The 20786-nt window shown below is 70.5% G+C and carries 22 protein-coding genes; 12 read left to right on the top strand and 10 right to left on the bottom strand.

The window, feature by feature from the left end; genetic code table 11:
- Positions 1 to 70: 70 nt before the first annotated feature.
- From cobC to OG811_RS04495, 4 genes are all read left to right on the top strand, one after another.
- The gene (gene cobC / locus OG811_RS04510; protein WP_406072352.1) at positions 71 to 1174 is read left to right on the top strand and encodes an Rv2231c family pyridoxal phosphate-dependent protein CobC; all 1104 of its coding nucleotides are present in this window, start codon (positions 71 to 73) and stop codon (positions 1172 to 1174) included.
- The gene (cobT, locus tag OG811_RS04505; RefSeq protein WP_406075515.1) at positions 1174 to 2247 is read left to right on the top strand and encodes a nicotinate-nucleotide--dimethylbenzimidazole phosphoribosyltransferase; all 1074 of its coding nucleotides are present in this window, start codon (positions 1174 to 1176) and stop codon (positions 2245 to 2247) included. Before cobC ends, cobT begins: the two co-directional genes overlap by 1 nt.
- Positions 2244 to 3449, top strand: coding sequence for a uroporphyrinogen-III C-methyltransferase (cobA, locus tag OG811_RS04500; RefSeq protein WP_406072351.1), 1206 nt, complete (start codon positions 2244 to 2246; stop codon positions 3447 to 3449). Before cobT ends, cobA begins: the two co-directional genes overlap by 4 nt.
- Positions 3450 to 3930: 481 nt before the next feature.
- Positions 3931 to 4137, top strand: coding sequence for a hypothetical protein (locus OG811_RS04495; RefSeq protein WP_406072350.1), 207 nt, complete (start codon positions 3931 to 3933; stop codon positions 4135 to 4137).
- Positions 4138 to 4188: 51 nt separating this feature from the next.
- Here OG811_RS04495 and OG811_RS04490 read toward each other — a convergent pair whose 3' ends face one another.
- Positions 4189 to 4380, bottom strand: a complete 192-nt coding sequence (locus tag OG811_RS04490; RefSeq protein ID WP_406072348.1) for a hypothetical protein — start codon at positions 4378 to 4380, stop codon at positions 4189 to 4191.
- A gap of 492 nt (positions 4381 to 4872) precedes the next feature.
- Between OG811_RS04490 and OG811_RS04485 the strand changes: the two genes are divergently transcribed.
- Positions 4873 to 5145: a hypothetical protein gene (locus OG811_RS04485; RefSeq protein ID WP_406075513.1), complete on the top strand. Its 273-nt coding sequence runs from the start codon at positions 4873 to 4875 to the stop codon at positions 5143 to 5145.
- A gap of 71 nt (positions 5146 to 5216) precedes the next feature.
- Here OG811_RS04485 and otsB read toward each other — a convergent pair whose 3' ends face one another.
- Positions 5217 to 7793 (bottom strand): trehalose-phosphatase, encoded by a 2577-nt coding sequence (gene otsB, locus OG811_RS04480; protein ID WP_406072346.1) that lies wholly within the window; start codon positions 7791 to 7793, stop codon positions 5217 to 5219.
- A gap of 26 nt (positions 7794 to 7819) precedes the next feature.
- Positions 7820 to 9220, bottom strand: coding sequence for a trehalose-6-phosphate synthase (locus tag OG811_RS04475; RefSeq protein WP_406072344.1), 1401 nt, complete (start codon positions 9218 to 9220; stop codon positions 7820 to 7822).
- 306 nt (positions 9221 to 9526) lie between these two features.
- On the opposite strand from OG811_RS04475, the gene ettA reads away from it, so the two are divergent.
- The 4 genes from ettA to OG811_RS04455 all read left to right on the top strand — a co-directional run bounded on the left by ettA (position 9527) and on the right by OG811_RS04455 (position 13092).
- On the top strand, positions 9527 to 11203 hold the full coding sequence (gene ettA, locus OG811_RS04470; RefSeq protein WP_406072342.1) for an energy-dependent translational throttle protein EttA: 1677 nt from the start codon (positions 9527 to 9529) through the stop codon (positions 11201 to 11203).
- Entirely contained in the window at positions 11196 to 11642 is a 447-nt protein-coding gene (locus OG811_RS04465) for an acyl-CoA thioesterase (protein ID WP_406072340.1), read from the top strand. Before ettA ends, OG811_RS04465 begins: the two co-directional genes overlap by 8 nt.
- Positions 11639 to 12376: a hypothetical protein gene (locus OG811_RS04460; protein ID WP_406072338.1), complete on the top strand. Its 738-nt coding sequence runs from the start codon at positions 11639 to 11641 to the stop codon at positions 12374 to 12376. The genes OG811_RS04465 and OG811_RS04460 overlap by 4 nt, the downstream gene beginning before the upstream one ends.
- A gap of 131 nt (positions 12377 to 12507) precedes the next feature.
- On the top strand, positions 12508 to 13092 hold the full coding sequence (locus tag OG811_RS04455; protein ID WP_406072337.1) for a YbjN domain-containing protein: 585 nt from the start codon (positions 12508 to 12510) through the stop codon (positions 13090 to 13092).
- 22 nt (positions 13093 to 13114) lie between these two features.
- Here OG811_RS04455 and OG811_RS04450 read toward each other — a convergent pair whose 3' ends face one another.
- The 4 genes from OG811_RS04450 to OG811_RS04435 all read right to left on the bottom strand — a co-directional run bounded on the left by OG811_RS04450 (position 13115) and on the right by OG811_RS04435 (position 17160).
- Positions 13115 to 13504, bottom strand: coding sequence for a globin (locus OG811_RS04450; protein WP_406072336.1), 390 nt, complete (start codon positions 13502 to 13504; stop codon positions 13115 to 13117).
- Positions 13505 to 13667: 163 nt separating this feature from the next.
- Positions 13668 to 15026, bottom strand: coding sequence for an MFS transporter (locus tag OG811_RS04445; RefSeq protein WP_406072334.1), 1359 nt, complete (start codon positions 15024 to 15026; stop codon positions 13668 to 13670).
- A 234-nt stretch (positions 15027 to 15260) separates the two neighbouring features.
- Entirely contained in the window at positions 15261 to 16319 is a 1059-nt protein-coding gene (locus OG811_RS04440) for a mechanosensitive ion channel family protein (RefSeq protein ID WP_406072332.1), read from the bottom strand.
- A gap of 106 nt (positions 16320 to 16425) precedes the next feature.
- On the bottom strand, positions 16426 to 17160 hold the full coding sequence (locus tag OG811_RS04435; protein ID WP_406072330.1) for a hypothetical protein: 735 nt from the start codon (positions 17158 to 17160) through the stop codon (positions 16426 to 16428).
- 243 nt (positions 17161 to 17403) lie between these two features.
- Here OG811_RS04435 and OG811_RS04430 point away from each other — a divergent pair, with 243 nt between their 5' ends.
- The 3 genes from OG811_RS04430 to OG811_RS04420 all read left to right on the top strand — a co-directional run bounded on the left by OG811_RS04430 (position 17404) and on the right by OG811_RS04420 (position 18756).
- Positions 17404 to 17940: an HNH endonuclease gene (locus OG811_RS04430; protein ID WP_406072328.1), complete on the top strand. Its 537-nt coding sequence runs from the start codon at positions 17404 to 17406 to the stop codon at positions 17938 to 17940.
- A gap of 130 nt (positions 17941 to 18070) precedes the next feature.
- Positions 18071 to 18349, top strand: a complete 279-nt coding sequence (locus OG811_RS04425) for a type II toxin-antitoxin system Phd/YefM family antitoxin (RefSeq protein ID WP_406072327.1) — start codon at positions 18071 to 18073, stop codon at positions 18347 to 18349.
- Entirely contained in the window at positions 18346 to 18756 is a 411-nt protein-coding gene (locus tag OG811_RS04420) for a type II toxin-antitoxin system VapC family toxin (protein ID WP_406072326.1), read from the top strand. Before OG811_RS04425 ends, OG811_RS04420 begins: the two co-directional genes overlap by 4 nt.
- Positions 18757 to 18780: 24 nt before the next feature.
- Here the strand turns inward: OG811_RS04420 and OG811_RS04415 are convergent, their stop codons facing one another.
- The 3 genes from OG811_RS04415 to OG811_RS04405 form a co-directional block, all read right to left on the bottom strand.
- The gene (locus OG811_RS04415; RefSeq protein ID WP_406075512.1) at positions 18781 to 19557 is read right to left on the bottom strand and encodes a class F sortase; all 777 of its coding nucleotides are present in this window, start codon (positions 19555 to 19557) and stop codon (positions 18781 to 18783) included.
- A 75-nt stretch (positions 19558 to 19632) separates the two neighbouring features.
- Entirely contained in the window at positions 19633 to 20115 is a 483-nt protein-coding gene (locus tag OG811_RS04410) for a hypothetical protein (RefSeq protein ID WP_406075511.1), read from the bottom strand.
- 148 nt (positions 20116 to 20263) lie between these two features.
- On the bottom strand, positions 20264 to 20728 hold the full coding sequence (locus OG811_RS04405) for an Lrp/AsnC family transcriptional regulator (RefSeq protein WP_406072325.1): 465 nt from the start codon (positions 20726 to 20728) through the stop codon (positions 20264 to 20266).
- Between the last annotated feature and the right edge of the window lie 58 nt (positions 20729 to 20786).

Raw genomic sequence — 20786 nt, 5'->3', positions numbered from 1 at the left:
GGTGGGTGGTGACGTGGCTTACGCCGACATCGACTGTCCCACCGGCCACCTTCCCGGCAGGATCGCGGACATGTCTGATCAGCTGAGCGGAGCGGTGCCGGTCGCCGAGGTCGAGCCGACGGCCGCCCCCGAGCCAGATCTGGCGCACCACGGCGACGCGGAGGTCGGCGACGGCCTGATCGACCTCGCCGTCAACGTCCGTCAGGCGCGGCCTCCCGCCTGGTTGGCCGATCCGATCGCCGCGACCCTGACCGACCTGGCCCATTATCCGGACCCGGCGCCGGCCCGGGCGGCGGTCGCTGCCCGACACCGCCGTCACCCGAACGAGGTGCTGCTCACCGCCGGCGCCGCCGAGGGCTTCGTGTTGATCGCCCAGGCGCTGCGCGGCGTTCGTCGGCCGGTGGTGGTGCACCCCCAGTTCACCGAGCCGGAAGCGGCACTGCGGGCCGCCGGACACCCGGTCGAGCGGGTGCTGCTGGACCCCGCCGACGACTTCCGGCTCGACCCGTCCCGGGTGCCCGACGACGCCGACCTGGTGATGATCGGTAACCCGACCAACCCGACCTCGGTGCTGCACCCGGCGCAGACGGTGGCCGCGCTGGCCCGCCCCGGCCGGGTGCTGGTGGTCGACGAGGCGTTCGCCGACACCACCATCGCCCCCGGGCACCCCGGCGAGCCGGAGTCGCTGGCCGAGCGGCGTGACCTACCCGGGCTGCTCGTGCTGCGCAGCCTCACCAAGACGTGGGGCCTGGCCGGCCTACGGATCGGTTACCTGCTCGGCGCTCCGGAGCTGCTGTCCCGGCTGGCCGCCGTCCAGCCGCTCTGGGCCGTGTCCACACCCGCGCTGGCAGCCGCGTCGGCCTGCGCCAGCGCCGTCGCGGTCCAGGCCGAACGCGCGATCGCCGCCGACCTCGCCGCCGACCGCGACCACCTGGTCGCCCGCCTTGCCGACCTGCCCGGTGTACGCGTCGTCGGCCGCCCTGCCAGCGCGTTCGTCCTGCTGCACCTGCCGGGCGCGACCCCGATCCGGGCCGCCCTGCGGGAGCGGGGCTGGGCGGTGCGCCGAGGCGACACGTTCCCCGGCCTGGGCCCGGACTGGCTGCGGGTGGCGGTGCGCGACCGAAACACCACCGACGCGTTCGTCGAGGTGCTGCGCGAGACCATGGAGGCATGATGCTGGAGACCACGATCGCGGCGATCCGCCCGGCGGACGAAACGGCCATGGCCGCCGCCCGCGAGCTGCACGGCCGGCTGACCAAGCCGGCGGGCTCGCTGGGCGCGCTGGAGGAGCTTTCGGTACGCCTCGCCGGCCTGGCCGGGGCCTGCCCGCCACCGCTGCCCGAGCCGGCCGCAGTGGCGATCTTCGCCGGTGACCACGGGGTGCACGCCCAAGGGGTGAGCCCATGGCCGCAGGAGGTCACCGGGCAGATGATCGGCAACTTCCTGGCCGGCGGGGCGGTGGTCAACGCGTTCGCCCGGCAGGCCGGCGCCTCGGTCACCGTGGTCGACGTCGGTGTGGCCAACCCCCTGCCCGCTCAGCCCGCCGTCCTCGACCCGTCCGCGCCCCGACTTGTCGTCGCGTCCGTCCGCCGGGGCACCCGCGACCTCGCGGTGACCGCCGCACTCACCCGGGACGAGGCGCTGGCGGCGGTGCGGACCGGAATCCGGACCGCCGACGAGCTGATCGACGCCGGGGCCGGCATCCTGCTCACCGGCGACATGGGCATCGGCAACACCACCCCGGCCGCGGCACTGATCGCCGCGTTCACCGGTGCCGACCCGCTCGACACCACCGGCCGGGGCACCGGGGTCGATGACCCGACGTACGCCCGCAAGGTGGGGGTGGTGCGGGCCGCGCTGGCCCGACACGCGCCCGACCCGGCCGACCCACTGGGTGTCCTGGCCGCCGTCGGTGGCCTGGAGCATGCCGCCCTGGCCGGGCTGATCCTGGGTGCCGCGGCCCGCCGCACGCCGGTGCTGCTGGACGGCGTGATCGCGGTCTCGGCCGCGCTCGCCGCCGCCGCGTTCGCCCCGGACGCGGTCTGCGCCATGGTCGCCGGCCACCGCTCGCCCGAGCCGGGCGCGACGGTGGCACTGTGCCACCTCGGCCTCGACCCGCTGATCGACCTGGGGCTGCGCCTCGGCGAGGGCACCGGTGCGCTGCTGGCGTTGCCCGTGGTCACCGGCGCGGTTCGGGTGCTGCACGAGGTTGCCACCTTCGATTCCGCCGGTGTGGCCGAAAAGTGACCACCAATCCGTACCCCCTCGGTTTGCGGCTCGACGGGCGGCGGGTGGTCGTGGTGGGCGGTGGCGCGGTCGCCACCCGGCGCGTGCCCGCGTTGCTGGACGCCGGCGCGGACGTCCTGCTGGTGGCACCGGAGCTGACCCCGGCGCTGCGCGCCCGGGCCGACGCGGGTCGGCTGCGCTGGGTGCCGCGCCGGTTCGCGCCCGAGGACCTGGATGGGGCGTGGCTGGTCCAGGTCGCGATCGACGACCCGGCCGCGGCGGAGTCGGTCAGCGTCGCCGCCGCCGAACGGCGGATCTTCTGCGTCCGGGCCGACGACCGGACGGCCGCCACGGCCTGGACCCCGGCCGTCACCCGGCACGGCCCGGTCACCGTGGCGGTGCTCGGCGGCGGCGACCCCCGCCGTGCGATGACCGTCCGGGACGCGATCCGCGACCTCCTCGCCGTCCCTGCGAAGCCGGGCGGCGGCACCCCGACGCAGGGCCGAGTGGCGCTGGTCGGGGCGGGGCCAGGTGATCCGGAGCTGATCACCGTGAAGGGCTGGCGGCTGCTCACCGAGGCCGACGTGGTGGTCGCTGACCGGCTGGTGCCCGGGCTGCTCCTGGACGAGTTGCGCCCCGACGTCGAGCTGGTGGACGCCTCGAAGATCCCCTACGGCCCGTCCCGGGCGCAGGAAGAGATCAACCAGATCCTGGTCGACCGCGCTCTGGCTGGTGCGTTCGTGGTCCGGCTCAAGGGCGGCGACCCGTACGTCTTCGGGCGGGGCGGTGAGGAGTTGCTGGCCTGCGCGGCTGCCGGCGTACCGGTGACCGTCGTGCCGGGGGTGACCAGCTCGATCGCAGCCCCGGCGGCGGCCGGCATTCCGGTCACCCACCGGGGGGTGGCGCATGAGTTCACCGTGGTCTCCGGGCACCTGGCACCCGACTCGCCGGCCTCGCTGGTGCAGTGGGAGGCCCTCGCCGGTCTGCGCGGCACCCTGGTGATCCTGATGGGGTTGAAGAACCTCGCCGCCATCACGGCGACCCTGATCGCGCACGGTCGGTCGCCGCAGACGCCGGCCGCCGTCGTCCAGGAGGCGACCACCGGCGCGCAACGGGCGCTGCGGTCCACCCTGGGCGCGGTGGCCGCCGACGTGCTCACCGCCGGCCTGCGCCCGCCCGCCGTCGTGGTGGTGGGTGACGTGGTGGGTGCACTCGACGGGTGAGGGAGCGGGCGTGCGGGCTCCGGCGCCCTGGGTGGCGCCGCCGGCACGGGGATCGGACGACCCCTGGGCACGCTTTGCTCTGCTTCACCCGAGGCAACACGGCGAAGATGTTTGTGTTGCGTGGAGTGAAGCAGAGCAAAGCATGGGCGTAGGCCGTGTACGCTCCCCACCGGGACCATCCGAGCCGCAATGGCGGGATGCCCCCTCGGGTCAGCCTGCCTATATAAAGCAGATATAGAGCAGACGGCGCAAAGGTTGGCCACGAGAATATATTGGTGGCGCTCTGTGCTCCGGCGGCAGGGCTGCCCAGTTATACCCGTACCGAGTTGGCAGGTAGCACCATCAGCAAGACCTGAGACGGGAGTGCCGTTTCGGGGACTGAGATCCACGATCGCCGGAACGCGGACTCAGCCAGACCAGTGTTGACGCACTGGCCGGGCTGGGTTGACGCACCCTCGCCCGACAAGGGAGGGGGTATGAAGTGGGGCTCGCGAATCTTGAGCTGGTTCTGGCTGCTGGACCTTGGGCGCTGATTGTGCTCGCCGTGGTCTACACCGTGCCGAGACTGATTGTCGCTGTGATGGCGATCTACAAGATCCCGCCGGATCGCCTGCCCGCCGTGCTCAAGGAACTCGGGGACTTGTTCCGGTCAGGGGTTGTGGCTTCGCCACAGGCCTTGATCAGCTAGCGGACGTTTTGCGGTAGCCAGTGCAGTGACCTGCATTTTTTTGGCGCCTGGTCAGTCCTCGTCAGCTGGGCTGGGCCGGTTCTTGGCGATCCAAGCCCGCACGGCTTTGCCGTCCCAGACGCGGCCCATCTTCAAGGTGGCGAGGGGGTCGGGGAATCCCTTGCGGCCCACGATGATCGTGGCGCGCTGCTTGCTGATCCCGCCAAGCAGATCGCGGATCTCATCCAGCCCAAGCAGCTCCACAACCTGACGCTATGGCCCAGGGGGAGTGCCCCAGACGATACTGGGTCGTACAACTCCTCAGGGGGTTGTACGAGGGCACCTGCTTGTGATGCGATGGACGAATGACACGACGGGTCTCCTATGCGGAGTATCTGGCCGCCGTAGCGCTAACCCTCGCTCGCCGACATCGGCCGGTGTGGTCGTGGATCCGGTGGCGCAACGTCTGTAGGTGCGGGAATGAGTTGCCGTGCCGGGCCAGACACAGGATCCCGATCAATCGAGGTCACTGGCCGGGTGAGAGCTAATGACGAGGCATGGACCCGTCCTGCCGCTCTGGTTGTGCGAGACCTGCGACCGGCCTTGGCCCTGTGGCATCCGCCGGGCCGAGCTGCTGAGCGGGTGCGACCGGGTTGCGCTGGCCTACTACATGAGCCTTTGCCTGATCTCCGCCGGGCAGGACATGAGCTGGGCTCCGGCCGACGTTCTCCGGCGCAGGTTCATCGGGTGGCTGCCATGAAGCCGGGAGACGTCGTGTTCGTCGGCCCTGCCTGCTCGGTGCAGTTCACCGGGGACCGGACGCTGCTGGTGCGGTTGGTGTCTCTGGGCGAGGTCGACCCCTATAACGGGTGGCTGTGGGTTACGGGCTACGTGCTCGACGCGCGGGGGATGGCCAAGGACAAGCGCGAGCTGTACGTCAGGAAAGCCGGGCTGCGCGTCGCCCCGGCACCCGTGGTGGTCGGGAAGCCGATGCGCCAGAGGCGCGTAAGTCCGCGCGTACGGACATGACAAAGCCGCCCCGACGCGCTGACGGGGCCGGAGCGCTTGCGCTCCGGCCCCGTTGTCGTACGTGCGATCGACTACTGCTTGAGCATGTTGTCCAGCAGCAGGGCGCAGCGGATCAGACCGAGGTGGCTGTAGGCCTGCGGGTGGTTACCCAGGCCGCGCTCGGCGAGCGGGTCGTACTGCTCGGGGAGCAGCCCGGTCGGGCCGGCGGTGAGCACCATCTGTGCGAACAGTTCCTCGGCGTCGGTGCGGCGGCCGGTGCGCAGGTACGCCTCGATCAGCCACGCCGTGCAGATGTGGAAACCGCCCTCACGGCCGGGCAGGCCGTCGTCCCAGTGGTAGCGGTAGACGACCGGGCCGCTGCGCAGGTCCGCCTCGATCCGGAGGACGGTGGACAGGAAGCGCGGGTCGTCACCCGAGAGCAGGCCGGAGAGCCCGATCCAGAGCGACGAGGCATCCATGTCCTCGTCCCCGTACGCGACGCTGTAAGCCTCGACGTCGGAGTGCCAGCCGTGCTCCAGCACGTTGGCGCCGATGCGGTCGCGCAGATCCTTCCACTCGGGCCGGTCCTCGCCGCCGTGCTCGCGCATCACGTGCAGCGCCCGGTCGACGGTCATCCAGCACATCACCTTGGAGAAGACGTGGTGCCGAGGTGGCAGCCGGGCCTCCCAGATGCCGTGGTCGGGCTCGTGCCAGCGCCGACGGACCGCCTCGACCATGTTCTCCAGGACTCGCCACTCGTCGTCGCGGACCGAGCCGCGAGCGTCGGCTACAGCCGCGATCAGGTCGGCGATCGGGCCGAAGACGTCCAGCTGCAACTGGTGGTTGGCGAGGTTGCCGACCCGGACCGGCCGGGAGCCGGCATACCCGGGCAGCGTGTCGATGACCGCCTCGGCACCCAGCTCGTAGCCGTCGATCGTGTAGAGCGGATGCAGTCGCTCCGGGTGACCGCCGGTGCGCTCGATGCAGCCGTCCACCCAGCGCAGCAGCGCCTCGGCCTCCTCGACGGAGCCCAGATCGACCAGCGCGCGGGCGGTCAGCGCGGCGTCGCGCAGCCAGCAGTAGCGGTAGTCCCAGTTGCGGACGCCGCCCAGCTCCTCTGGGAGCGAGGTGGTCGCTGCGGCCAGGATCGAGCCGGTGGCCTCGTGGCAGAGCCCGCGCAGGGTGAGCGCGCTGCGGGCGACCAGGTCACGGGCGGTGGACGGCAGCCGTAGCGACGCCACCCAGTCCTTCCACGGCTGCTCGGCAGCGGCCTGCCGCTCGTGGATCGGCACCCGGTGGTGTTCCAGGCTGTGCGTGCCGAAGCGCAGCTCCAGCACGACCTGCCCGCCGGCGGCGGAGAGGTCAACGACCGACTTGGCGGTCTCGTACCCCCCGTCGTTGCCGACCTCCCACTGCAGGCCGGGGGAGTAGAGCGCGACCGGTTCGTTGGAGCCGAGCACCAGCAGGCCGTCGCCGAGCGGCTGCAACTGCACGGCGACCTGACCGAACTCGGGCCTCGGCGCGAACTCCACCCGGGCCTTGCCACTGCCGGTGAGCACCCGGACCAGGGTCGAGTCACCGGTGACGACCGCCGGGCCGTCCGGGGTGGTCTCCCGGGCCGGCTTGTCCAGCCAGTCGGTGACGGTGAGCCCGGACCACCGGGTTTCCACGGTCATCGTGCCGGAGCGGTAGCGCTGGCCCAGCGGGATGCCGCCACGTTCCGGGGCGACGCTGAAGTGACCGGCCGGGCTGCCACCGACCAGGTCGGCGAAGATCGCCGCCGAGTCCGGTTTGGGGTGGCAGAGCCAGCTCACCTTGGCTTCGGGGGTGAGCAGTGCGACGGTACGACCGTTGGCCAGCATGGAATGCCGCTCGATCGGCACCGCCCGCTCGCCGAACAGCCAGTGCCGCCGGGTTTCCAGCAGCAGCGCCAGCGTGCGCGCAGCCTCCAGCGGGTCGGCCACCCGGTAGCCGGCCTGGGTGTCCCCGGGGCCGATCTTGATGCCAAGGTCGGGACCTTGCAGGTGGCCGAACGCGTTCTCGTCGGTGATGTCGTCGCCGATGAACAGCACCGCGCTGGAGGCGAGCTGGGTCCGCAGTTGGTCGACCGCGGTGCCCTTGTGGGTGGCCACGACGGAGAGCTCGATGACCTCCTTGCCCTGGGTCACCGTGACGCCGTCGAAGGTGGCCGGGCCATTGCGGACCGCCTCGATGGCTGCGGCTGCCACCTGCGGATCGACCCCGCGCGTGTGCATCGCGACGCTGGCCGGCTTGCGTTCCAGCCGGACGCCAGGGTGCTCGGAGGCGATCTCGCGCAGCGCGTTCCGGACCTGGGTGCGCACCGCGACCAGCTCGGGGGAGAGCCGCTCGACGAAGCCGATGTCGAACTCGGAGCCGTGGCTGCCGACGAGGTGCACCTCGCTGGGCAGCCGGGAGAGTGCGGCCAGGTCGCGCAGTGCCCGGCCGGAGACGACCGCCACGGTGGTCTGCGGCAGCGCGGCGAGCGCGCGAACCGCGGCCACCGACTCGGGTAGCGGGACGGCCGTGCTCGGGTCCTCGACGATCGGCGCCAGCGTGCCGTCATAGTCACAGGCGATCAGGAGCTGGGGAACCCGGGCTATCCGGCCGATGGCGGAGCGCAGCTCGGGGTCCATCACCCCGGTGTCCATTGCCGCTCCATCGTTGACGGTCGTGTTCACTGGGCCTCCGCCTCGGAAACTCCAAGTTCGGAGAGGAAAGAGGTGGCCCAGTGGCCCACGTCGTGGGTACGCAGGTGACGTTGCATTGTCCGCATCCGGCGGCGTGCCTCGGTTTTCTCCACGTGCACTGCCCGGAGCAGGGCGTCCTTGACCGCGTCCGGATCGTGCGGGTTACACAAAAAGGCCTGGCGCAGCTCCGTTGCGGCGCCAGCGAACTCACTGAGCACGAGCGCGCCACCCTGGTCGGCGCGCGACGCGACATACTCCTTGGCGACCAGATTCATACCGTCTCGCAGCGGGGTCACCATCATCACATCGGCAGCGACATACATCGCGGCCAGCTCACTGCGACTGTACGACTGATGCAGGTAATGCACCGCAGGCACGCCGACCCTGCCGAATTCGCCATTGATCCGACCAACCTCGCGTTCTACCTTGACCCGAAGTGCCTGGTAGTGCTCGACGCGCTCTCGGCTGGGTGTGGCCACCTGCACCATAACCGCGTCCGGGACTGTCAACTTTCCGTCAGCCAACAGTTCGCGGAAGGCCTTGAGGCGCAACTCGATGCCCTTGGTGTAATCCAGCCGGTCCACGCCCAGGATGATCGTCTTCGGGTCGCCCAACTCGGCGCGAATCTGCTTGGCCCGGGCCTGGATCGCCGGGTCGGCGGCCATCCGCTCCATCTCCTGGGTGTCGATCGAGATGGGGAAGGCGCCCGCCTTCACCTGCCGACCGTCGACCTGGATCATCTGCCCCTCGTAGCGCAGCCCGAGCAGGTGCCGGGCCAGCCGGACGAAGTTCTGCGCGGCCAGCCGCTGCTGGAAACCGACCAGGTCGGCGCCGAGCAGGCCGCGCAGGATCTCGGTGCGGAACGGCATCTGCATGAACAGCTCGATCGGCGGAAACGGGATGTGCAGGAAGAACCCGATCCGCAGGTCCGGGCGCAGCTCACGGAGCATCGCCGGGACCAACTGGAGCTGGTAGTCCTGCACCCAGACCGTCGCGCCCTCGGCCGCCACGTCCGCCGCGGCCTCCGCGAACCGCGCGTTGACCAGGCGGTACGCCTCCCGCCACCGGCGCTTGTAGGCCGGCGTCTCCACCGCGTCGTGGTAGAGCGGCCAGATCGTCGCGTTGGACTGGCCCTCGTAGTAGCGCTCCAACTCCTCGGCGCTGAGGGGGACCGGGTGCAGTCGGATCCCCTCCAGGTCGAACGGCTCCGGGGCTGCGCCGGTGCCACCGGCCCAGCCGACCCAGGTGCCCTGGTGTTCGGCGAGAACGGGATGCAGCGCGGTGACCAGCCCGCCGGGGCTGCGCCGCCACTGCCGTCCCTCGGGTGTGCTCACCTCGTCGACCGGCAGACGATTCGCCACTACGACAAAGGAACTACGGACGGTCACGATCGGCCACCTCCGGGTGCTGACGGGTCCACCGCGATGAGCGTACTGAGCGTAGCTGCGGCGTCTGGTGCCCCGTGCCGGAGTCTCCTACCCGCCTCGTCTGCGCCGAATCCTAAAGGTGATCTTGTCGACAGCGGCTCGCCCGCGTACTCCTGGGGCGGGGTGATGTGGGCGAAGCGCGCCGTACCTGTCAGGATTGATGATGGCGTGCGCGCGGCCGGCTCCCGGCCGGCGGCGGCGGGCGGTCCTCGCAGCCCGCGCCGCGCCGCCGATCAGCGACAGCAACCGACGGAGGTAGCCCGCACCGTGGCCCAGTACATCTACGTCCTGGAAAAGGCGCGCAAGGCGCACGGCGACAAGGTCGTGCTCGACAACGTGACGTTGAGCTTCCTGCCGGGGGCCAAGATCGGTGTGCTCGGTCCGAATGGCGCCGGTAAGTCCAGCCTCCTCAAGATCATGGCGGGGCTCGACAAGCCGAGCAACGGCGAGGCCCGGCTCATGCCCGGCTACACCGTCGGCATGCTCGCCCAGGAGCCCCCGCTCAACGAGACCAAGACCGTGCTCGGCAACGTCGAGGAGGCGGTCGCCGGGACCAAGGCCAAGCTGGAGCGGTTCAACAAGATCGCCGAGCAGATGGCGACGGACTACTCCGACGAGCTGATGGAGGAGATGGGCAGGCTCCAGGAGGAGCTGGACCACGCCGACGCCTGGGACGTCGACTCCAAGCTCGAACTGGCCATGGACGCGCTGCGCTGCCCGCCGCCGGACGCCGACGTGACCCAGCTCTCCGGTGGTGAGCGCCGCCGGGTCGCGCTCTGCAAGCTGCTGCTGGAGGCACCCGACCTGCTGCTGCTCGACGAGCCCACCAACCACCTGGACGCGGAGAGCGTCTCCTGGCTGGAGCAGCACCTGGCCAAGTACGCCGGCACCGTCATGGCGATCACCCACGACCGGTACTTCCTGGACAAGGTGGCCGGCTGGATCCTGGAGCTGGACCGCGGCCGGGCCATCGGCTACGAGGGCAACTACTCCACCTACCTGGAGAAGAAGGCCGCCCGGCTCGCCGTCGAGGGTCGCCGCGACGCCAAGATGAAGAAGCGCCTCACCGAGGAGCTGGAGTGGGTCCGCTCCAACGCCAAGGCCCGGCAGACCAAGTCCAAGGCCCGCCTGGACCGGTACGACGAGATGGCCAACGAGGCGGAGAAGACCCGCAAACTGGACTTCGAAGAGATCCAGATCCCGCCGGGCCCGCGACTGGGCAGCACGGTCATCGAGGCGGCCCACCTCACCAAGGGCTTCGGCGACCGGGTGCTCATCGACGACCTGTCGTTCTCGCTGCCGCGTAACGGCATCGTCGGCATCATCGGCCCCAACGGCGTCGGCAAGACCACGCTGTTCAAGACCATCGTCGGGCTGGAGCAGCCGACCGACGGCAAGGTGCGGGTCGGCGAGACGGTCTCCCTGTCGTACGTCGACCAGAACCGGGAGGGCCTCAACGGCGACAAGACCGTCTGGGAGGTCGTCTCCGACGGGCTGGACTACCTGATGGTGGGCAAGGTCGAAATGCCGTCGCGGGCGTACATCGCCGCGTTCGGCTTCAAGGGGCCGGACCAGCAGAAGCCGACCAAGGTGCTCTCCGGAGGCGAACGCAACCGGCTCAACCTGGCGCTGACCCTGAAGATCGGCGGCAACGTCATCCTGCTCGACGAGCCGACCAACGACCTGGACGTGGAGACGCTGTCCAGCCTCGAGAACGCGCTGCTGGAGTTTCCCGGCTGCGCCGTGGTCATCTCCCACGACCGGATGTTCCTGGACCGGGTCGCCACGCACATCCTGGCCTGGGAGGGCGACGACCAGGACCCGGCCAAGTGGTTCTGGTTCGAGGGCAACTTCGAGGCGTACGAGAAGAACAAGATTGACCGCCTCGGCGCGGAGGCCGCCCGGCCGCACCGGGTGACCTACCGCAAGCTCACCCGTGACTGACCGCTTCGTCTACCACTGCACCTTGCGCTGGTCCGACCTGGACGCGTACGGCCACGTCAACAACTCGCGCTTCCTCACCCTGTACGAGGAGGCGCGGGTGGCGTTGATGTTCGCCGGCGGCCGGGCCTGGGGAGTCGGCTCGTTCGCCGACGGGGTGGTGATCCGCCGCCACGAGGTCGACTACCTGCGCCCGGTCGACTACGCGCTGGGCCGGGCCACCGCGGAGGCGGCACCCACGGTTCGGATCGAGCTGTGGGTGGAGGAGATCCGGGCCTCCCGGTTCACCGTCGCCTACGAGCTGTACGACGGCGAGGTGCTGGCCAGCCGCGCCCGTTCGGTGCTGGTGCCGTTCGACCTGACCCGCCAGGTGCCCCGGCGGATCACCCCTGAGGAGCGGGAGTTCCTGCTGACGTACGCACCGCAGGGCGGCGTGGCATGACTCGGCCGGGTATGGCTGAGCCTGGCCGTGCGTCGGTGCCGACGCACGGTGTCGCCGGGGTGGCGGACGCGGGTGCCTTCCTGGCCCGGCTGGTCCGGTTGGATCCGACCGCACCGGTCCGGCTGCGGCCGGCCGGTGGGCCCGGCCGGGTCGCCCTCTGGGCCCGGCTGCCGTGGCAGGTCCTGGTGGTCCGCACGGTGGCCGGTGGGCCGGCCGACGGCCCCGCCGAGGACGTCACGGTGGCCGCCGCAGAGCTGCTGGCCGAGCTGGAGCATGGTGGCGCGGCCCTGCCGACCCGCCGGGACGCGCAGTGGCGGTGGCCGCTGCCGTCGGTGCACAGCCGGCAGGTGGAGGCGCTGCCCGTTGCCGAGCTGCGACGGATCGCGGACGCGGCGGCGGGCACCCTCCGCACGGCGAGCGAGCAGGGTGTGGCCGGCCGCGCGGTGGGTCAGCGGGCGCTGCGCGACGCGTTGCTCGACCACGTGGCGGTGCGGGTCACTCCGGACGGGGCGCCCGCGTCGCCGGTGGAGGTGCCGCAGCGGCTGGTGCAGGGGGTGGTCCGGATGGGCTTCCTCGGCGCCGCCGACGGCCCGGTCGCCGGTCACGATGAGCCCGCCGTTCAGGTGCGGGTGGCCGGCCGTTGGGTCGGCCTGGTGGGACCATACGGAGCGGCATGGTTGCAGAAGGCCACGGATCTTGCCGTGACACCCCTGGCTACTCATCCGAAAGGATGACCCGGGCTCATTCTTCTGGTCTGGGGCGGTCGTTGGGGGGGTGCTTCAACTCGGCTGTCCGGGTACCGTCCATCCTCGGATCCAACGCACCGTAGGCGGCTGGATCCGCTGGGGAGTGAGGTGCGCGAGCGATGCCGTGGTGGTCATGGCGCCCCGGTCCCGCCGACGGCGGCGATCCGGAAACCCGAAGCGGGATCACAATGGAGAGTGCGGTCCGAGTCGGGCCACCGAGCCCTCGCCAGCCGGGGGACGACTGCCCGGCCAACGAGCGGCCCGCCCTGACCGAGGTGCCTGCGACCGTCGAGCCGGTGAGTCTGCGCCGGGTCTGCGACGCACTCGACCTGCTCGACGTGCGCTACCTGGCCGATGGCGACGGCAACCTGCTGGCCATGTGGGAGCGGCACGCCGTGCTGGTCACCCTCGAAGGTCCGGAGGACGAGATCCTGGTCATGCGGGCACGTCCGCATGCCACCGTTCCACCCGACTGGGCTGACCGGGCATACCGGGTGGTCAACGAGTGGAACCACACCCGCCGGTTCTGCAAGGCGTACATCGGCGACCCGACCGAGCGCGGGCAGCTACCGATCTACGCCGAGCTCCAGGTGCCACTCGGTGCCGGCACCCACGACGCGCTGCTGGTCGAGATGCTCGACTGCGGCGCGGCGGTCGCCACCAGCTTCGTGGACTGGCTGCACGACGAGGGCGCGCTGCTCTGACGCTGCCCGTGGGTCGGGCGGGTCAGACGCCGGTGGCCGGGTCGTCCTCGACGTTGACCATGAAGTACGCGGCCCGCTCCAGGTAGTCCCAGAGCGTGCCGGCGATCTCCGGCTCCAGGTCGAGCCGGTCCACGGCGCGGCGCATGTTCCGCAGCCAGGCGTCCCGCTCGGCCGCGCCGATCCGGAAGGGCGCGTGCCGCATCCGCAGCCGCGGGTGACCACGCTGGGCGGAGTACGTGTTCGGCCCGCCCCAGTACTGCATGAGGAACAGGGTCATCCGGTCCGCAGCCGGCCCCAGGTCCTCCTCCGGGTACATCGGCCGCAGCAGGGGGTCGCTGGCGACGCCGACGTAGAACTCGTCGACCAGCTTGCGGAAGGTGGGTTCGCCGCCGACCGCTTCGAAGAGGGTCATCGACGCACCGGGACGGTCGGATTCACCTGCGGGGTTCACCGTTCCATCCTGCCAGGTGCGCTCCGTGCCGGCCCGACCCGCACACCGTGCGTCGGATCACGCCGGGCCGACGCGCCTGCAGGCCGTGCGCCCGGCCCGCTCGCGTCGATGTCGGCTCTCCGGGTCAGGTGACGGCGTGCCGGCGGTGCCCGTCGTCAGCGCGCGGCTCGGGAGTGCCTGCGGCCGGGCCGGGAGGCGGCTCGGCGTTGGCCGCGGAGGCTGCGGCGATCGCGTCATCCACTGTCTGCCGGTCCGGCCAGCGCAGCGTGGCCGCCGCCATCAGCACCACCCCGGCTGCGCTCCACACCCCGACCACCACCGGAATGGGGAAACGCTCGGCGAGCAACCCGGTGACCAGCACCGCGAAACCCTGGATGACCTGCACGCCGGTAGCCATCACGCCGAAGGCGCGGGCCCGGAAGCCGTTGGGCAGTGCCTGAACGAACAGCCCGTTGGCCATCGGCAGCATGCCGGCGACCGCGAAACCGCAGAGGCCGGCCAGCAAGGCCACCACCAGCGGTGGCGGGTTGAGCAACGCGGGCACCAGCACCAGGGGGGCGATCACCGCGAGCGGCCGCATCAGCCTCAGTCGGCGGGTCGGCCCGCACAGGCGACTCACCAACAACCCGCCGAGGATGAAACCAACCGGGTTGGCCACCATGATCACTGCTTGGGCCGTGCCCGCGCTCATGTCGCCGCGGACCCCCTCGTTGGCCCAGGCAGCGGCCAGCCCCTCGGGAACGACCGAGAAGAGCATCGCGCTGAACACCAGCACCGCGATCGCCCGCAACACCGGAGTATGGAACACGATGGCGAACCCCTGGTGCGTCTCCCGCAGCAGGTGGCTGCGGTGCGCCGGATTCAGCACCGCCGGGCGGTCCCGCACACCGAGGCGGACCAGCAGCGCCGAGAGGCCGAAGCTGGCCGCGTTGAACAGCAACGCCATCTCCGGGCTGATCGCGGCGACAGCGGCGCCGAACACGTACCCGACGACCTGGGCGGCCTGCCCGACGCTGCTGTTCAGCGACAGCCCCAGCACCAGCCGGTCCCCGGTGAGCAGCTGCGGTATCAGCGCGGACTTCGCCGCCTGGCTCGGCGGGTTGGCCAGGGTGGCGGCGAAGATGAGCACCAACACCGCCTGGTACGGCAGGTTCGGGATGGCGATGAGCATCATCAGCACCATGCGGATGACGTCACACGCCACCATCACCCGGCGGAACGGGTACCGCTCCGCGAGCGCGGCGAGCACGGGACCACCGAGCAGCCAGGGCAGGAAACTGACCGCGAAGGCGGCCGCGGAGAGCGCGACGGATTTGGTCTGTTGGTAGACGAGCAGGGTGACGGCGGCCTTCGCGACGTAGTCGCCGACCCAGGAGAGGGTGCCGGCCACCAACACGGCCCGGAACTCGTGCTGGGCGAACACCTCGCGAAAAGTGGCGGGGCCTTCCGTGGAAGGTCGCTCGTCGGGCACCGTCGCCTCCATGGGCCCCCGGCTCGGCCGCTCGTGGCAGCCCGGCCGGAAGCACTCGTCAGATCTGCGGATCAGCGAGGATGTGATCACGCTCCGGCGGGAACGCGTGTTCCGGATTCTGCCCGATCGTCTGACAACTGGCTAGGCCGAACGGATCGTTCGTCGCTTCCCCGACTAAACGAACGGACGATACCTGAGGGGCCGGGAGGCTCGCGACCCCTGAATTGGAGGACATTGCCGGCTGGGTCAGGTGGCGCCGCCCTGACCAGTCTCACCGTCGGGCAACGGTTGGGCCGGCAGCCCTGGATAAATGCGGGCGGCCGCGATCTGCGCGGTGATCCCCGAATTCTCCAGCGCCTCCGCGAGCCGTCGACGCAACTCCCGGCCCACCGCGAACTGCCCGTCCGCGGTCGTCTTCACCACCGTCCGGATAACCGCGCCGTCCACCGTCACCTGCTCGACACCCAACACCTCCGGCGCCGCCACGATCTCCGGCGACAGTTCCGGGTCCATGACGATCGAGGCAGCCGCGGTACGCAGAACGGCGGTGGCCTCCTCGGTGCTGCTGAAACCGATCGGCAGGTCCACCACCACGAGGGCCCAGCCCTGGCTCTTGTTGCCCACCCGGATGATCTCGCCGTTGCGGATGTACCAGAGCACACCGCGACCGTCGCGCACGGTGGTGACCCGTAGCCCGACCGACTCGACAACGCCCATCGCCTCGCCCAGGTCGACGTTGTCGCCCACGCCGTACTGATCCTCGATCAACATGAAGAGACCGGCGATCAGGTCCTTGACCAGGCTCTGCGCGCCGAAGCCCAGCGCGACGCCGGCGATCCCCGCGCTGGCCAGCAGCGGAGCCAGGTCGAAGCTGAACTCGCGCAGGGTCATCAGCAGCGCGATGCCGAAGACGAACGCGGTGGTCAGGCTGCGCAGCACGGAACCGATCGCCTCGGCCCGCTGCCGTCGCCGCTCGGGCACGAACTCGGCCGGATCGACCGCGGCGCTGGGCACCCGTTCGCGCAGCGGCCGCAGCATCGTCGGCACCGCACCATCGGTGGTCGTCCGGACCAACCGGTCGATGGTCCGGTGCAGCGCCCAGCGGGCCACCATCGCCAGCGCCACGATCAGCAGCACCCGTAGAGGCTTGAGCAGGATCCAGTAACTGCCCTCGGCGAACCAGGCGGACCCGGTGATCCGGTAAATCCACTCGCAGGAGGTGCTGCCCTGACAGTTCACCGATACGGTGTCGGACAGGGCTAGGGGCGTCACGCTGGCGGCACTCACCCTGTCTTCGTACCGCAAGGGGCCCGAGCGCCCGCCGCCGACCCACCCGCCGGGTGACCTGCCGCCCAGGGCAGGGTGCCGATCCTGGTCGACGGGAGTGCCTGTTGCTGTTGCTCGCGCCCTTTCAACCGTTCCGCTCGGGCAGCTCGGCGAGAAGCCGTTCGTACTCGGCCTGGCTGCCGATCGCAGCCCGGTGTTCGGGGTGACTGACGTAGTGCCGGATCACCGCAGCGAGAAATCCTGCGTCGACGTTGTCCGTACGCAGAGCCTTCCGGCTCCACGGGATGCCACGCCGCCGAACCAACTGGGGTTCCGCGAACGCCATCCGGAGCCAATAGGGGCGGTCGGCACTCGGGGGGATCCGCGGGGCCGGTAGGGCCTCCCACGGCACGGTGAGCGAGCCGAGAGGGGAACTCTGCCGTAGCCCGTGCGGATAAAGCTGCACCCCGTGACCCCGCCACGCCTCAATCACCAGCAGCGCGGCCAGCACGAGCCAGGGGACACCGAGAACCACGTCGAACGTCGACTCAGTGCCCTGCCTGGTCCAGCGCACCATTGCGCCGATGTGGGCCGACGCGGACCCGAGGTAGCCGAGGGCAAACAACACCTTCCACGCCGGCGCGGGTGTGGCGAAGGCCGGAGTCTGCGGCCGCACCACGAAGTAGGCCGGACGAATCCCCATGGCGATGATCGCCAGGAGCAGGAGCGTCATGGCGAGGAAGAGCAGGGGGACGAACAGGCGCTTTCCCAAAGTGGGCGCGAACCCGACGGCCGCAGCGTTCACTGCCGCCACCAGCAGCCCAACTACCAGGACAACGTGCCGGTGGCGCAACATCGCGGCGAAGATCTTGTCGATCATGCTGGTGACCATACGAGCCGGCGGTTGCTGGACTGTCTAGCCGGCGGCCGGATCGGCGCTTCGTCCCGATCCGGGTGATCCGCTTACCAGAAGCAAGATTAGTACGTGCAATCCGGGGTCCGATCAGGGACTATTGGCCCAACGGACGTCGGTGATCGGCCCGGCGCCGACCGTGTGGGCCGTTGTGCCGGGCCCCGGTCGGTGGCGATCCGCAGCAGCCGCTGAACCGGGAGGGTGAGCGCGATGCCTGACATACGACCCATGGTGGGCTCCGGCGCGTTGGTCCTCAACGCCACCTACGAGCCGCTGTGTGTCGTGTCGGTGCGCCGTGCCGCGATCCTCGTCCTCACCGCCAAGGCGATCTGTGTCGCTGATGGTGACGGCATCCTGCACAGCGCCCGCGACGCGCTTCCGGTGCCATCCGTGGTCCGGTTGACCCGCTTCGTCCGTGTGCCGTACCGAACGCATGTCGGGCTGTCCCGGCGGGCGATCTTCGCCCGGGACGGCTGGCGGTGCGCCTACTGCCGAGGCCCGGCCGAGACCATCGACCATGTGTTCCCGCGCAGCCGGGGTGGCCGGCACGCCTGGGAGAACGTGGTCGCCGCGTGCGCCCGCTGCAACCACACCAAGGGCGACAAGACTCCGGCCGAGATGGGCTGGCGATTACCCGCGTCGCCCGCCGCGCCGAAGGGCACCGCCTGGCGGGTCCTGGGACACCGCGCCCCCGACCCCCGCTGGGCCGACTGGCTGGACCTGAGGGAACCGGAAGTAGCCGCCTGACTCCGATGACCGAAGGTGCCCGGTGGCTCAGGCGTCGCGCACTCCCATGGGCCGCGGCCATGGCCGCTGTCCCTTATCGGTAATTGGCGCGAAGCTGGCAGTGTAGAACATCTAGTTCTACACTTTGTCTGTGGAACGCATCGGGGTCCGAGAGTTGAACCAGAACACGAGTCAGGTACTGGCTCGGGTGAGTGGCGGCGAAACCGTCGAGATCACCGATCGCGGGCATCCGATCGCCCGACTGGTTCCGGTAAGTGACGACAGGTCAATGCTGGCCAAACTCGTAGCCGCGGGGCGGGCCGTCGCTCCGAACAGCGGCGGCCCTGTCCCGCTTCCGCCGAAGCTCGGTGACGAGGATGTGGACGTGGCCGCCACGCTCGCTGAGATGCGGGACGAGGAGCGCTGGTGATCTACCTCGACTCCGCAGCCGTCGTCAAGTTGGTTCGGCAGGAGGCGTGCAGCGCTGACCTTATCTCCTGGCTCAACAACCATGGAGACGTCCCGCTGGTTTCCTCCGCCCTCGTCGAGGTTGAAGTGCCCAGAGCGTTACGTCGATCAGCCCCGCAAGCATTGATCGGAGTGCCGGCGGCCGTCGGACGGCTCTTCCGGCTGGAAATCGACGGCACGATCCGCGCGACCGCAGCCGCGTTCGCCGAGCCGACGCTACGCAGCCTCGACGCCATCCACCTTGCTACCGCCCAGGTTTTGACCAACGAGTCCGGAACGGCACTTGTCGCCTTTGTCAGCTACGACCGGCGACTGCTCGATTGTGCCAAGGTCGCAGGGTTACCCATAGCAAGCCCCGGCCAGAACTGACCCCCAGTCCCGGTCTCGCCTGGCTCAACCACCTCCACGCGCCTTGACCAGCGACGCGAAGACCACGACGTTGTCCGCGTAGCCGGTTTCGCCGCCGACCCATGGGCCGCCGCAGGTGATCAGCCGAAGGCTCGGGCGGCTGAAGTCGCCGTACACCTCGTCGACCGGCAGTCGCCCCTTGTCGAACCGTTCCACCGAATTCACCTCGAAGATCGCCACGCTCCGGTCGGTGCGGGTGACCTCGACCTGGTCGCCGTTGCGCAGCTCGCGGAGTTTGTGGAAGACCGCCGGCCCGGTGGTGGTGTCGACGTGCCCGACGATCACCGCCGGACCGTACTGGCCGGGGGTTGGCCCCTGGTCGTACCAGCCGGCCTCCTGGGCGCGGCCCACGTCCGGGACGGCGATCGTGCCGTCCGGGGCGATGCCCACGTCGTGCACGGGCGCCTCCAGGCCGATCTTTTGGATGGCGAGGCTGGTCGGATGGCTGGCCGACAGCACCGGAAACTTCTTCGGTGGCGGTCGCAGGCCGGCGCTGAGCTGGTCCGGCAACACGCTTATTCCGGTCACCTGTTCGACGCCGAGCATCGTCACGATCAGCACCATCAGCGCGGCGATGGCCAGCACCGGCAACCCCGGTCCCGTACCGAAACGGTGGCGGGCCAGCGGTGACCCGGCCGGGCGACGCGGTGGCAGCGGGCGGGTGGCCGGATCGGTGGTGGCGACGCTGGCCGACACGGCCTGCCCGGCGGCCCGGCGTAGCCGGCTGGAGGCGCGGGCCAGCAGCCGGCCGGAAGCGCGCAGCGCCGGCCCGGCCCGGAAGCGGGCGCGGCGGTCCCGCCGCGCACGCGCGGATCTGCGGGTCATGGGTCATCCGGCTCAGGAGCCGGCTCCCGTCCGGCGCCGGCCGCCCGCCATTCCGAGCGCGATCGTGGTGGCCACCAGCGCCACGCCGCCGAGCACCAGCAGTGAGCCGGTACCGCGACCGCCGGCCGTCCCGCCGCCCCCGGTCGCCGGTCCCTTGCTGGGCGAGGCCATGTTCAGCACAGTCAGCGTGGTCGAGGCGGTCTGGCCGTTCTCGCAGCGCAGGTCGACCGGGTAGTCACCGGGCTGCTTGTCACGCGCAATGGTGGCCTGCCCGGTCAGGAAGCCCCTGTCCGGTCTGAGCGTCACGCGCCCGAACGCGTCGGACTGCACGCTGGACTGCTGCTGCTGGTTATTGTTGTTGTTGTCGCAGCTCGCCTTGATGGTGACCCGGCTACCGGCCTGGGCGCTGTTCGGCGTCACCTCGACGAAGGTGTTCTCGCCAGCGTGCGCCGGCGCGACCGACATCAGGACGAACGCCCCGACCAGCCCCACCAGTGTCAGTGCGGACGAGAGCGCGCGGTTGATCGTGCGGATACCCTGCATGATTTCCCCCCAACCGGCGACGACCGCCGGAACCCTCCCCTGGGCACGCATGCTGCTTTCCCCCTGACGCGGGGGCAAACCCGCGGGCGGGCGGGACGGGTCAGCGCTGACGCGGGGTGGCCCCGGTGGAGGGGAGCGGCGTGATCGGGCGCCAGTCCAGCGGGGAGGAGAGGACCATCGTGCTCGACGGCTGCCCGTATGGGGCGAGCCGGTCGATGACCCCCTCGAACGCTCCGATCGAACCGGCGGCCACCTTCAGCATGCTGCACGCGTCCCCGGTGATCCGGTGGATTTCCAGGATCTCCGGCCAGCTGGTCACCGCCGGATCGTGCAGGATGCATCGCGCCCCGTAGCAGGACATTCTGATCAGCGCGACCACGGTCCGGCCGGCTCGACTCAGGTCGACATGAGCGTGGTAGCCGGTGATGACTCCGGTCTCCTCCAGCCGACGGACCCGCTCCGCGACCGCCGGTGGCGACAGGTGCACCCGCCGGGACAACTCGCTGAAGGAGAGCCGTGCGTCGGCCTGCAACTCGCGCAGCAGCGCCCAGTCCATGTCGTCCACGCTCAGACCTTACTTTCGTGAACCAACTTCGCCTAGTTGCCTTTGGTTCGCCAGGAGA

Origin of the sequence: Micromonospora sp. NBC_01638, assembly GCF_045209745.1 — a bacterium.
Lineage (GTDB): Bacteria > Actinomycetota > Actinomycetes > Mycobacteriales > Micromonosporaceae > Micromonospora.
The sequence above is the reverse complement of the archived record's forward strand: the minus strand, read 5'-3'. Positions and strand labels throughout refer to the sequence as shown.